Here is a 12,045-nt window from a genome sequence, read left to right as displayed (position 1 = left end):
ATGCAACGACGGATTCGCAACGAACCGCTTCTGATGATCCTGCTGGCCGCGAATGGTCTGGCCTGGGGCTGGGCCTGGCACACGTTTAGCGGCAGTACCACGCTGATGGCGGCCAGCCTGCTGGCGTGGTGCTACGGCCTGCGGCATGCGGTCGATGCGGATCATATCGCCGCGATCGATACGGTCACCCGCAAGCTGATGCAGCAGGGCAAACGCCCGTCTGGCGTGGGGGCGTGGTTTTCGCTGGGCCATTCGACCATTGTGGTGCTGGCCTCCGTCGCCATTGCCGCCACGGCGACGGCGTTTCAAAAGAACATGGCGTGGTTTCATGAGACCGGTAGTCTCATTGGCACCGCCGTTTCCGCGACCTTTTTACTGGCGATGGCGCTGATCAACACGGTGATTTTGCTCGGCGTCTGGCGCAGCTTTCAGGCGCTGAAAAACGGTCATACGACGGGCGGCGAGGGGGACGCGCCGGTGTCGGGCGGGATCATGAGCTGGCTGTTTGGCGCCACGTTCCGTCTGGTGAGCAAAAGCTGGCAGATGTACCTGGTCGGTTTTCTGTTTGGCCTGGGATTTGATACCGCCACTGAAATTGGCGTGCTGGGCATTTCTGCCGCCAGCGCCTCGAACGGAATGTCGGTGTGGTCGATCATGATTTTCCCGGCGCTGTTTGCCAGCGGTATGGCGTTAGTGGATACGCTGGATAATTTATTGATGATCGGCGCGTACGGCTGGGCATTCAATAAACCGCAGCGCAAACTTTATTACAATATGACCATTACCGGCACGTCGGTTGTCGTCGCGCTCTTTATTGGCGGGCTGGAAGCCCTCGGGCTAATAAAGGATAAATTTGAATTAAGTGGGGGCGTCTGGAGCCTGGTGGGTAGTGTTAATAATAATCTCGGTAACGCCGGTTTTATTGTTATTGGTTTGTTTATTGTCTGTTGGTGTCTGTCAATGCTGAACTACCGCTGGCGCGGCTATGACGCGCTGGGGGGCTATGACGGTTCCGAGCATTATTTAAAAAAATAATCTAAGCAAAAATTGCTTTTTCATCTCTGTTTAAATTAAATTACGCCTGATGATTTATTTATCAATTATAAAATAATTATATATCTCAGGGTGAATGGATATTTATCGCAAATATATCTATTTACTCTGATTTATATATTCATATAAATAATGAAATAGGGATTGATGGCGATGATTTATCTATTATGTATTTACCTTGTGAATAGAATGCGCAAAAAAAAGCCCCGGGACATCGGGGCTGCGGATAATAAAATCCTAAGGTTAAGTAAGCGTGGCAGAGGTGTGAGGGTTAAACGGGTAACGACTTCAGCAGGGAGAAAGCCTCCTTCATCCGATCTTCGCTGACCACAAAGGCGCGCAGTTCACCGTCGCCATCAACGCCTTTTGCGACCATTCCCTGTGGTTCAATGGCCATGTGCCAGTGTAAATCCTGTCGCTGCGTTTCGCCCGCGAGGTGCAGCGGCAGTTCAGGTGTTTTGACCTTCACCAGCATCGCCGGCAGTTTCAGTGGTGCGCTACTCCCCAGCAGGTTTTTTGCCAGATACATTGCGCTTATCTGAATCGGCTGCAGGAACGGCAGGACCTGGCCATTGATTTCCGCACAGTCACCCAGGGCGAAAATATCGGGCTGGCTGGTTTGCAAATAGCTGTCTACCTTCACTCCGCACCCCGTTTCTGCCCCGGCGTGCTGGGCCAGTGCCGTTTCCGGACGCAGGCCCGTCGCGGCGATCACTGCATCGACCTCAACGCTGCGCTTACGATCGAGAGTCGCGCGAATGCCGCTGTCGGTTGTCGTCAGGCTCTGGATCTGAGATTTCAGCAGCAGATGGACGCCCATCTCCGTCAGACGATGCTGTAAGCGACTGCTCACTTCCGCTGGCATCAGCGCAGACAGAATGCTGGCTGCGTGATCGACCAGAGTGACGGCTTTCCCGGCGCGGCAAAAATCCATCGCCAGTTCGGTGCCAATCAGACCGCCGCCGACAATCATCACTCGCTTTGCGTCACGAAGCCGGGTTTCACAGGCGCGGTACTCCTGCTGACTGTTAAGGGTCAGCATCAGCTCGCGGCCCTGTACGGGCGGTACAAAGGCGGATGCCCCCGTCGCCAGCACCAGTTTGTCGTAGTGCCACTGATAATCTTTGCCCTTCACCACATGGGCGCTGGCGTCGATCTCCGTGACCCAGGTATGCGGAAACAGTCGCAAATTAAACTGTTCGGCGAACTCACCCGCCGTCTGGCGGGTGAGGTCGTCGGCATGCTGATGCTGGCTGATAACATGGCTCAAATCGGGTTTGTTGTACTCGTCCATGCTGTCGGCGGCGATAAGCGTCAGCGGCACGTTCGCATCCTGTTTGCGTATATTTTTCACCAGCTGCCGGGCGGCAAAGCCCGAGCCAATAATGACAATGCCGTGATTCATTTTGCCTCCGTCGCCAGTTCGTCGAACACGTCTTTTCCGAGGGAACATTCCGGGCACAGGAAGTTATCAGGCACGTCGCGCCACGGGGTACCTGGAGCGACATCCTGCAAAGGTTCGCCGAGGGCAGGATCGTAAATCCACTGGCAGACGCTGCACTGCATGCTCGGGCCAAGATCGGCGGCTTGTGCGGCGGCACAGGCGCAGGCTTCTTGTTGCTCAGGGGCTTTCGCTGTTGCTTCCGGCAGTGGAGCGAGCGCCCACTGACGTGCGATATCACGGCCATGCTGGCGGCAGACTTCAAGTGCGTCGATGTCCGGGCGCCATTTGGCTTTCAGGCTCATCGACATTTCGAAGCCGGCATCCTGCAGACGCGTGGAGAGACGATCTACTGCACCGCCGCTCCAGCCGTGGGAGCCAAACGCGCTCGCGCGTTTGTTACGAAAACGCAGACCGGTCATCTCTTCAACCAGACCGGCGATTTTCGGCATCATTACGTTATTCATGGTGGAGGTGCCGACCAGCACGCCCTTGGAGCGGAAGACGTTGGTCAGGATTTCGTTTTTATCGCTGCGCGCCACGTTGAAGATTTTCACCGCCACGTTCGGGTCGACTTCGTTAATGCCCTGGGCAATGGCGTCCGCCATCATGCGGGTGTTGTTGGACATGGTGTCGTAGAACAGCGTGATGCGATCTTCCTGATAATCCGCCGCCCATTTCAGATACAGCTCCACGATTTGGGTGGGATTTTCGCGCCAGACCACGCCGTGCGAGGTGGCAATCATATCGACCGGCAGATTGAAGCCGAGGATTTCAGTGATTTTTGGCGTTACCAGACGGCTGAACGGCGTCAGGATGTTGGCGTAGTAGCGCTGGCACTGTTCGAACAGTTCAGTCTGATCCACTTCGTCGTTAAACAGACGTTCATCACAGTAGTGCTGACCAAAGGCGTCATTGCTGAACAGCACCGCATCGCCGGTCATGTACGTCATCATGCTGTCGGGCCAGTGCAGCATCGGGGTTTCGACGAAAATCAGCTGTTTGCCGTTGCCGATATCCAGCGAGTCACCGGTTTTCACCGTATGAAAATTCCATTCAGGGTGGTGATGGTGGCCGTTAATAGAGTCGATGGCGTTGGTGGTGCAGTAGATTGGCGTGTTGGGAATATAAGACATCAGCTCGGTCAGGGCGCCCGCGTGGTCTTCTTCCGCATGGTTAATAATAATGTAATCGATGTCAGTCAGATCGATTTCGCTGCGCAGGTTCTGCACGAACTCGCGGCTGAATTTATGATCAACGGTATCGATCAGGACGTTTTTGCCTTCGCGGATGAGATAGCTGTTATAGCTGCTGCCGCGCAGGGTTTTGTATTCGGTGCCGTGAAAATCGCGCACTTCCCAGTCACGTTGACCCACCCAATGAATATTATTTTTAACCAGAATAGACATAGCAACCTCAATAAATACAGTGTGTTTCGATAAGTTGATGTGCATATATCAAGTTGCGTGCCAGTTTTTAAAGTTATTGATATTTAATGGTTTTTAAAAATATCACTCGCAAGGGGTAGTCAGAATGACTATCTCTTTTATGGTCAATATGACAGTATGCACTGTCAAAATGACAGCGAGGCGCAAATGAGCTTTTCCGTAGATGTGCTGGCGAAGATCGCCATTGAATTACAGACCGGTATCGGCCATCAGGATCGTTTCCAGCGGTTAATTTCAACCCTGCGTCATGTGCTGGAGTGTGATGCCTCGGCGCTGCTGCGCTACGAAGGGCGACAGTTTATTCCTCTGGCGATCGACGGGCTGGCGCAGGACGTGCTGGGGCGGCGCTTTACCCTCGAGGGCCATCCGCGTCTGGAGACCATCGCCCGCGCGGGTGACGTGGTGCGTTTCCCGGCGGACAGCGATCTGCCCGATCCCTACGACGGCCTGATTCCCGGCCAGGAGAGCCTGAAGGTCCACGCCTGTATCGGTTTGCCGCTGTTTGCCGGGCAGAATCTGATTGGCGCGCTGACCCTCGACGGCCTGCAGCCGGATCAGTTCGATACCTTCAGCGACGAAGAGCTGCGGCTGATTGCCGCGCTGGCCGCCGGGGCGCTTAATAACGCGCTGCTGATTGAGCAACTGGAGAGCCAGAACATATTGCCGGGCAGTCCGGCGGTGTTTGAGCAGGTCGCGCACACGGAAATGATTGGCCTGTCGCCGGGTATGGCGCAGCTGAAAAAAGAGATCGAGATTGTCGCGGCGTCGGATCTGAACGTCTTAATCAGCGGGGAGACCGGCACCGGGAAAGAGCTGGTGGCGAAGGCGATCCACGAAGGCTCGCCGCGCGCGGTCAATCCGCTGGTGTATCTGAACTGCGCCGCGTTGCCGGAAAGCGTGGCGGAGAGCGAGCTGTTCGGCCACGTCAAAGGGGCGTTTACCGGGGCCATCAGCAACCGCAGCGGTAAGTTTGAAATGGCCGACAACGGCACGCTGTTCCTCGATGAAATTGGTGAGCTGTCGCTGGCGTTGCAGGCCAAACTGCTGCGCGTGTTGCAGTACGGCGATATTCAGCGCGTGGGTGACGACCGCAGCCTGCGGGTGGATGTGCGCGTGCTGGCGGCGACCAACCGCGATCTGCGCGAAGAGGTGCTGGCGGGCAATTTCCGCGCCGATCTGTTCCATCGCTTAAGCGTGTTCCCGCTCTCCGTGCCGCCGCTGCGCGAGCGTGGCGAGGATGTGGTTCTGCTGGCGGGCTATTTCTGCGAGCAGTGCCGGTTGAAAATGGGGTTGTCGCGCGTGGTGTTAAGCCCCGGTGCGCGCAGGCATCTGCTGAATTATGGCTGGCCGGGCAATGTGCGCGAGCTAGAGCATGCGATCCATCGCGCGGTGGTGCTGGCGCGCGCGACGCGCATCGGCGATGAGGTGGTGATCCACGCGGCGCATTTTGCGTTGCACGACGAGGCGGTGCCTGTCTCGCAGCCGGACGTGCCAGCGATGAGCAATGCCAACCTGCGTGAGGCCACGGAAGCGTTTCAACGTCAGATGATTACCCGCGCGCTGGAGCAGAATAACCGTAGCTGGGCGGCCTGCGCGCGGGCGTTAGAGACGGACGTCGCCAACCTGCATCGGCTGGCGAAACGTCTTGGGCTGAAGGGTTAGATAATCCCGGCCTGATAGAAGTCCTGCAGGTTGATGGCGCCGCACAGTTTGCCGCTGTCATCGACCACCGGGGCGGCGGTGATTTTGCGCTTCATCAGCACTTCTTTGGCTTCGATAGCGCGGCTCTCGGCGTTAAGTGTCAGGCCGCCGGTGGTCATAGCATCGCTGACGACCGCTTCCAGCTTGCCGCCGCCCACCAGCCAGCGACGCAGGTCGCCGTCGGTAAAGACCCCTTTGACCAGCCCGTTGTCATCACACACGGCAACCAGCCCCAGCCCGGTGCGGCTCAGTTCGAGCATTGCGTCCATCACGCTGGTGGTGAGTTTTACCTGCGGGATGGCGTCGTCCGTACGCATCAGATGATGCACTTTGTTCAGCAAACGTGCGCCCAGGGCGCCGGCTGGGTGTGAGCGGGCAAAATCTTCTTCGTTAAAACCGCGCGCCTGCATGACTGCCATCGCCAGCGCATCGCCCATCATCAGGGTGTTGACGGTGCTGGACGTTGGCGCGAGGTGCATCGGGCAGGCTTCGCGCTCCACGGAGATATCCAGCGTGGCTTTGGCGGCCAGCGCCAGCGGCGAGCGCGATTTTCCGGTCATTGCCAGCAGGGCGACCGATTTTTCCTGAAGACGCGGAATGATCAGATCCAGCTCTTTCGCTGAGCCGGAGTAGGAGATAAACAGCATCACGTCACGGCTTTCAATCATCCCCAGATCGCCATGCAGCGCTTCGGCGGGATGAACAAAAAACGCGGGCGTGCCGGTGCTGGCGAGGGTGGCGGCTATTTTCTTCCCGATATGACCGGATTTCCCGATGCCCGCGACAATCACTTTGCCTTCGCAGTGGATGATGGTATTGGCCGCGCGCACAAAATCGTCGCCCAGCCTTTCCGGCAGGCGGCTGGCTTCCTGAAGCTCCAGCATTAGCGTCTGACGGCCTGTGTTTAGCAGAAAATCACTCATTTCTCTCTCCGGTTACGATCACGTCGATTCCTTTCTCTTCCAGCGCTTTTTTGAACACCGGGTCGATGCCTGCGTCGGTAATCAGCGTATCGACGCTTTCAAGGCTACAGACAATATTGGGGCTTTTGCGGCCAAACTTGGACGAGTCCGCCATCAGGATCACTTCCCGTGCGGCATTGCACATGGCCTTGCTGACGCTGAACACCTCGTTGAAGGTGGTCACGCCCGCGTTCAGATCAATACCGTCCGTGCCCATAAAGAGTTTATCAAAGCTGAAATGGTCGAAGGCGTTCTCCGCCAGCTGGCCGTGAAAAGACGCCGATTTTTTACGGAAGGTGCCGCCGGGCATCAGGATGGTCTGCTCGCTGTCAAACTCGGACAGGGCATTGACGATGTGCAGGCTGTTGGTCATCACCGTGATGTTATTAAAGCGGCTGAGCATCGGGATCATCTGCAGGACAGTGCTGCCCGCATCGAGAATGATAGAGTCGCCGTCGTGAATAAACTGGACGGCGGCTTCGGCAATCAGCGCTTTCTGGTGGGTATTGATCAGGGTTTTATGGTCAATCGGCGGATCGGCTTCGTCTTTGTTGAGTACCACTCCGCCATAGGTTCGAATGACTGCGCCAGAGTTTTCGAGCAATACCAGGTCCTTGCGTATTGTCGTGCCGGTGGTGTCAAAGTAGTGGGCCAAATCCTCTACCGAGCATTTTCCCTGCTTTTGCAGATGCTCCAGAATGGCCGCCTGCCGCTGACGTGGTTTCATAGGCGCTTCGTTCCTTAGGTTGCGAAATGATAATTTCGCAAGCCTATAGCTTTCAAAACGAAATTATCCATGTTTCAGATTAAGCGCTAATGATAGTGCATTCTGACAGAGTGAATCATGGGGAAAGATCACATCAGGCTGTAATTCCTTCAATGAAATGCCGTTGATTGCCTGGATTTTCGCCGGTCGGGCAAATACGGTCATCCCGCGCATGATCAGTGAGTCGCAGACGGTGTTGTCTTCGTCCAGCGCAATCGCCACCACCACGCGGGGTTTGAAGCGTCCGCCTGAGCGCCCAACGCCCACGCGGCCTTTCTGACACAGGGCATCGAACGCCCGGTTAAACTGGTGAATTTGCCAGCCGCCAAACGCCATCTGGCAGATCCAGGCGATGGCGGCGACGGTGATGAGTGCGGTAACCATTTTAGCTCCTTTGGTATTCCCTCTCCCTCACGAGGAGAGGGGGACGTTAGCCTGTTTAATCAGAACATCACCTGCCCGCCGGTGACGTTAATTGACTGCCCGGTGCAATAAGAGGCTTTCGGGCTGGCATAAAACAGCAGCATATTTAATACGTCCTGATAGTCGCAGCCGCGCTTCAAAGGCACTTTATCGATGTAATACTGCTCCACCTCGTCAGCATTAATGCCAAGTTTTGTGGCGTATTGCGGCAGCAGAGACTGGAACATTGGCGATTTCAGCAGGTTGCCAAGCATCAGTGAATGCACGGTAATCCCGTATTCGGCCAGATCCAGCGCCAGAGACTGGGTCAGCCCGACGCCGCCAAATTTCGCCGCGCTGTAGCCGGAGTTATGCTTGCTGCCCACTTTGCCGGATTTTGAGTTGATCTGAATGATGCGCCCCTGAATGCCGTCGCGGATCATCAGGCGGGAAAACTCGCGTGCGCAGAGGAAATAACCCACCAGGTTCACCTGCAGTGAACGGTCAAAATCCCCCAGCGCGAAGTCGCTGATGAAGGCCGCTTTCGCTATTCCCGCGCTGTAAACCAGCAGGTCGGCGCGGCCAAAAATCTCATCTACGCCCTGGGCGAGCGCCATCACGCTCTGCTCGCTGGTGGCGTCGGCACCAAAACCATATGCCATCCCTTCACCAAACTCAGTGTTAATGGTGTCCGCCACGCGGGCGGCTTTTTCACTCTGAATATCCACAACCGCCACGCGGTACCCTTCTGCAGCAAGCCCACGGCAGAGGAACTCGCCTAAGGTTTGGCCCCCACCAATGACAACGGCAACCTGACTCATGTGATTCTCCTTAAATTACGCAACAAATTTTAATGTGCAGCCGGTGGTAACAGCCTGCGGAACCGGGCCATCCACGTGAACCGTGCCGGGGTATTCCGCCTGCGGCTGGCCGTCGAAACGCAATGTGATGTGTCCCAGCTCGCGCAGGTTTTGTTCGGCTACGTCGCCGACGGCAGTGACGGCATAGCGCGCGTCACCCAGCTCCAGCTGGCTGCCGACCTTCAGCTCGCCGTGTAGCTCGCCGTGGCAGTGGATAAAGCAAAACTCTTCGATATCCGCTGGCGCCCCTTCGCGGAAGGTAATCAGCATATGGTCGCTCAACGCATCGGCTGCGCTCTGGCCGATGCGGGTAATGGTGGTTTGGTAAATCACGGTCATCGCAGGAACCTCTTATTGATAAATAAAGCCGGAGACAAACCAGGCAATCAGCACCGTCGGGGCGCCCGTCAGGAAACGGCTGACCAGCACGGACGGCACGCCCACGCGCACGGTGTCCTGACGCGCTTCGGCAAGGGACAGCCCAACGGGAATGAAGTCGCACGCCGCCTGGGCGTTAATCGCAAACAGAGCCGGAAGGGCGAGGTGAGGAGGGATATTGCCCAGCCCAATTTGCACGCCGATCAGCACGCCGATAACCTGCGCAATCACCGCACCCGGCCCGAGGAACGGCGACAGGAGCGGGAAGGAGCAGATCAGCGCCAGCGTCACCAGCCCAAGCGGGTGGCTCGCGAGCGGGGCGAGGCCGTGGGCAATCCAGTCGCCCAGACCGGACGCCATAATGATGCCAATAAGCGCCGAAACGAACGCCATAAACGGCAGAATGGTTTTCAGAACGGTGTCGATGGTGTCTCGCCCTGACTGGAACAGCACCGCGACGGCCGACCCCATTCCCATACCCACTTTCGCCAGCAGGCCGTCGCTCTGCTCGGTGATTTTTTTACTGGTGTCGTAATCCCGCGGCGCGGTTTTTGGCTGAGCAGGGGAGCCATCAACCAGGCGAATGTTTTCTTCTCTGACGCCGGACACATAAATGTCTTCGAGGATGTACTGCGCCAGCGGGCCTGACTTACCGGTTGCGTGAATATTCACTGTCGGAATACGGCGCTTCGGATAGATGCCGCAGCGCAACGTGCCGCCGCAGTCGATCACCGCTACCCCAATTTCCGCTTCAGGCGGCTCGCCCTCTTTGAAGCCATCGACCGCTTCCCAGCCGGTCAGATCGCGCAGCTTGTCGACAATTGCCGGGCGCGTGCCTGCGGTGATGTAGACAATTTTCTTGCCTGCAACGGCGTCGAACTCCAGCGGGCCGCCCCAGCCGCCTTCACCTTTTTCAATACGAATACGGCTCATGCTGTGGCTCCTGAAAGATGGACTTTCTGTTCAAGCTGGATGCCCATTTTTTTCTCAAAAATGGCGGTGGTGAGATCCGTCACCCATCCACGGAAGAAGTTGGTGACCAGGCCAACCAGCAGATAGCTCACCGCCAGCGGGCCGAGCGGCAGGCCAAGTGTGGTCAGGCCGCTGGCAATGCCGAGGTAAACAAACAGTTCGCCGGGGTTGATATGCGGGAACAGGCCGTTCATGGAGTGGCAGCTATAGGATGCGGCAGCGTAGTAACTCGGCTTGTACTTTTCTGGCATAAAGCGGCCGAGGCTTAAGGTCATCGGGTTGCAGAAAACAAAGGTTCCGATGAAGGGCAGAACAAGATAGCGGGACAGCGGGTTTCCGGCGCAGCGCTGAGCGAAGCGTTCGATACGCTGCTGGCCGATAAAGTTAATCAACGCATTCATGATCACTAAGAGGCTTATCAGCAGGGGCAGGATGCCGGTCACCATACCGGTGAACACCTCTCCGCCTTTCTGAAACAGCCCGATGAACCACTCGGCGCCGTGGGTGATGGTTTCTATCATTCTTCTCTCCTGTGGGGCTTTTTTGTTTTTGTCTGACTGCGGCTAATAATAATCACTTTGAAAGGTTTTAAAGTGTTAATTAGATCTCACAATGAAAGAAAAATGGATTATTTTGAAAGTTAATTGATGGGGTGACGACTTTTTGGATGAAAAAAGCACCGATTTGCGTGGGGGAGCGTAAAGATTTTGCGGGGGAGGTGAGTACCGCTTCCTTGAGGCATTGCGGATGCTTTACCATACTTGCCACTTATCGAATTCGTTAAATGGATGTCTCATGGTCAAGCGTCGTTACGCAGCGCTCTTACCCGCGCTGATTATGCTTGCTGCCTGTAGCAGTAAGCCGAAAACAGAGGAAGTTCAACAGACGGCGGGCGCCCCATCGGGTGGTTTTCTCCTTGAGCCGCAGCACAACATGATGCAGATGGGCGGGGATTTCGCCAACAACGCGGCCGCCGAACAGTTCATCGATAAAATGGTGAACAAACATGGTTTCAATAAACAGCAACTCCACGAGATCCTGTCTCAGGCGAAGCGTCTGGACTATGTGCTGCGTCTGATGGACCGCCAGGCACCGACGGCGCAGGTGCCGACCGGGCCAAACGGCGCGTGGCTGCGCTATCGCAAACAGTTTATTACCCCGGATAACGTGCAAAACGGCGTGGCGTTCTGGAATCAATACGAAGATGCGCTGACGCGCGCGTGGCAGGTGTACGGCGTGCCGCCGGAAATTATCGTCGGGATTATCGGCGTGGAAACCCGCTGGGGCCGCGTGATGGGCAAAACCCGTATTCTCGATGCGCTGGCGACGCTCTCCTTTAACTATCCGCGTCGCGCGGAATACTTCCAGTCTGAACTGGAAACCTTCCTGCTGATGGCGCGTGACGAGCAGGACGATCCGCTCGATCTGAAAGGTTCCTTTGCGGGGGCGATGGGCTACGGCCAGTTTATGCCGTCCTCCTATAAAGAGTACGCCGTCGACTTTAATGGCGACGGACATATCAACCTGTGGGATCCGGTGGACGCCATTGGCAGCGTGGCGAACTATTTCAAAGCGCACGGCTGGGTGAAGGGCGATCCGGTGGCGGTGCAGGCGAACGGCCAGGCACCTGGGCTTGAGAATGGTTTCAAAACGAAATACAGCGTGTCGCAGCTGGCAGCGGCGGGTTTAACGCCGATGCAGTCGTTGGGTGATCATCAGACGGCCAGCCTGCTGCGCCTGGATATCGGCACTGGCTACCAATACTGGTACGGTTTGCCGAACTTCTACACCATCACCCGCTACAACCACAGCACGCACTACGCGATGGCGGTGTGGCAGCTGGGCCAGGCGGTTTCCCTGGCGCGCGTACCGGCGGCTTCACCGTTTAGTCAGTAATCTTGCGTTTTGCCGGGTGGCGGTTTCGTCTTACCCGGCCCGCACCCTCCACGAGTGTTGCCCGGTAAGCGATTCGTCACCGGGCAACACTCGCTTTCGACAGAAACATTTCGCCACACTCCCACTCTTTTATTCGCGTTTACATCTGCATCGCAATTTATTATTG

The 12,045-nt window shown here is 56.5% G+C and carries 12 protein-coding genes; 3 read left to right on the top strand and 9 right to left on the bottom strand.

The genetic code is table 11. The features are described from left to right. Positions 1–1,035 (top strand): HoxN/HupN/NixA family nickel/cobalt transporter, encoded by a 1,035-nt coding sequence (locus ACB496_RS17330; protein ID WP_371973139.1) that lies wholly within the window; start codon positions 1–3, stop codon positions 1,033–1,035. A 289-nt stretch (positions 1,036–1,324) separates the two neighbouring features. Here ACB496_RS17330 and norW read toward each other — a convergent pair whose 3' ends face one another. Then, on the bottom strand, positions 1,325–2,458 hold the full coding sequence (gene norW, locus ACB496_RS17325) for an NADH:flavorubredoxin reductase NorW (protein ID WP_371973138.1): 1,134 nt from the start codon (positions 2,456–2,458) through the stop codon (positions 1,325–1,327). Further along, entirely contained in the window at positions 2,455–3,903 is a 1,449-nt protein-coding gene (gene norV / locus ACB496_RS17320) for an anaerobic nitric oxide reductase flavorubredoxin (RefSeq protein ID WP_371973137.1), read from the bottom strand. Before norV ends, norW begins: the two co-directional genes overlap by 4 nt. Before the next feature lie 186 nt (positions 3,904–4,089). Between norV and norR the strand changes: the two genes are divergently transcribed. Next, on the top strand, positions 4,090–5,604 hold the full coding sequence (norR, locus tag ACB496_RS17315) for a nitric oxide reductase transcriptional regulator NorR (protein ID WP_314523826.1): 1,515 nt from the start codon (positions 4,090–4,092) through the stop codon (positions 5,602–5,604). On the opposite strand, the gene gutQ is transcribed toward norR, so the two are convergent. The 7 genes from gutQ to srlA all read right to left on the bottom strand — a co-directional run bounded on the left by gutQ (position 5,601) and on the right by srlA (position 10,504). Then, positions 5,601–6,566 (bottom strand): arabinose-5-phosphate isomerase GutQ, encoded by a 966-nt coding sequence (gutQ, locus tag ACB496_RS17310; RefSeq protein WP_107702960.1) that lies wholly within the window; start codon positions 6,564–6,566, stop codon positions 5,601–5,603. The genes norR and gutQ overlap by 4 nt on opposite strands. Continuing rightward, on the bottom strand, positions 6,559–7,332 hold the full coding sequence (locus tag ACB496_RS17305; protein WP_100779170.1) for a DNA-binding transcriptional repressor: 774 nt from the start codon (positions 7,330–7,332) through the stop codon (positions 6,559–6,561). The genes gutQ and ACB496_RS17305 overlap by 8 nt, the downstream gene beginning before the upstream one ends. A gap of 63 nt (positions 7,333–7,395) precedes the next feature. Then, the gene (gutM, locus tag ACB496_RS17300; protein ID WP_371973136.1) at positions 7,396–7,755 is read right to left on the bottom strand and encodes a transcriptional regulator GutM; all 360 of its coding nucleotides are present in this window, start codon (positions 7,753–7,755) and stop codon (positions 7,396–7,398) included. 59 nt (positions 7,756–7,814) lie between these two features. Then, entirely contained in the window at positions 7,815–8,594 is a 780-nt protein-coding gene (gene srlD, locus ACB496_RS17295) for a sorbitol-6-phosphate dehydrogenase (RefSeq protein ID WP_100779172.1), read from the bottom strand. Between the two features lie 15 nt (positions 8,595–8,609). Then, on the bottom strand, positions 8,610–8,972 hold the full coding sequence (srlB, locus tag ACB496_RS17290) for a PTS glucitol/sorbitol transporter subunit IIA (protein ID WP_371973135.1): 363 nt from the start codon (positions 8,970–8,972) through the stop codon (positions 8,610–8,612). A 12-nt stretch (positions 8,973–8,984) separates the two neighbouring features. After that, the gene (locus ACB496_RS17285) at positions 8,985–9,944 is read right to left on the bottom strand and encodes a PTS glucitol/sorbitol transporter subunit IIB (protein ID WP_371973134.1); all 960 of its coding nucleotides are present in this window, start codon (positions 9,942–9,944) and stop codon (positions 8,985–8,987) included. Continuing rightward, entirely contained in the window at positions 9,941–10,504 is a 564-nt protein-coding gene (gene srlA / locus ACB496_RS17280) for a PTS glucitol/sorbitol transporter subunit IIC (protein ID WP_023333189.1), read from the bottom strand. Before srlA ends, ACB496_RS17285 begins: the two co-directional genes overlap by 4 nt. 274 nt (positions 10,505–10,778) lie before the next feature. Here srlA and mltB point away from each other — a divergent pair, with 274 nt between their 5' ends. After that, positions 10,779–11,879 (top strand): lytic murein transglycosylase B, encoded by a 1,101-nt coding sequence (mltB, locus tag ACB496_RS17275; protein ID WP_187469886.1) that lies wholly within the window; start codon positions 10,779–10,781, stop codon positions 11,877–11,879. Positions 11,880–12,045: the final 166 nt, after the last annotated feature.

The organism is Lelliottia nimipressuralis, assembly GCF_041464075.1.
GTDB lineage: Bacteria > Pseudomonadota > Gammaproteobacteria > Enterobacterales > Enterobacteriaceae > Enterobacter > Enterobacter nimipressuralis.
This window is presented reverse-complemented; position numbering and strand designations above follow the sequence as displayed.

Bases quoted from the DNA above. Each gene is read 5' to 3' on its own strand.
- ACB496_RS17330 (WP_371973139.1), top strand. From the start codon at position 1: ATGCAACGACGGATTCGCAACGAACCGCTTCTGATGATCCTGCTGGCC.
- norW (WP_371973138.1), bottom strand. From the start codon at position 2,458: ATGAATCACGGCATTGTCATTATTGGCTCGGGCTTTGCCGCCCGGCAG.
- norV (WP_371973137.1), bottom strand. From the start codon at position 3,903: ATGTCTATTCTGGTTAAAAATAATATTCATTGGGTGGGTCAACGTGAC.
- norR (WP_314523826.1), top strand. From the start codon at position 4,090: ATGAGCTTTTCCGTAGATGTGCTGGCGAAGATCGCCATTGAATTACAG.
- gutQ (WP_107702960.1), bottom strand. From the start codon at position 6,566: ATGAGTGATTTTCTGCTAAACACAGGCCGTCAGACGCTAATGCTGGAG.
- ACB496_RS17305 (WP_100779170.1), bottom strand. From the start codon at position 7,332: ATGAAACCACGTCAGCGGCAGGCGGCCATTCTGGAGCATCTGCAAAAG.
- gutM (WP_371973136.1), bottom strand. From the start codon at position 7,755: ATGGTTACCGCACTCATCACCGTCGCCGCCATCGCCTGGATCTGCCAG.
- srlD (WP_100779172.1), bottom strand. From the start codon at position 8,594: ATGAGTCAGGTTGCCGTTGTCATTGGTGGGGGCCAAACCTTAGGCGAG.
- srlB (WP_371973135.1), bottom strand. From the start codon at position 8,972: ATGACCGTGATTTACCAAACCACCATTACCCGCATCGGCCAGAGCGCA.
- ACB496_RS17285 (WP_371973134.1), bottom strand. From the start codon at position 9,944: ATGAGCCGTATTCGTATTGAAAAAGGTGAAGGCGGCTGGGGCGGCCCG.
- srlA (WP_023333189.1), bottom strand. From the start codon at position 10,504: ATGATAGAAACCATCACCCACGGCGCCGAGTGGTTCATCGGGCTGTTT.
- mltB (WP_187469886.1), top strand. From the start codon at position 10,779: ATGGTCAAGCGTCGTTACGCAGCGCTCTTACCCGCGCTGATTATGCTT.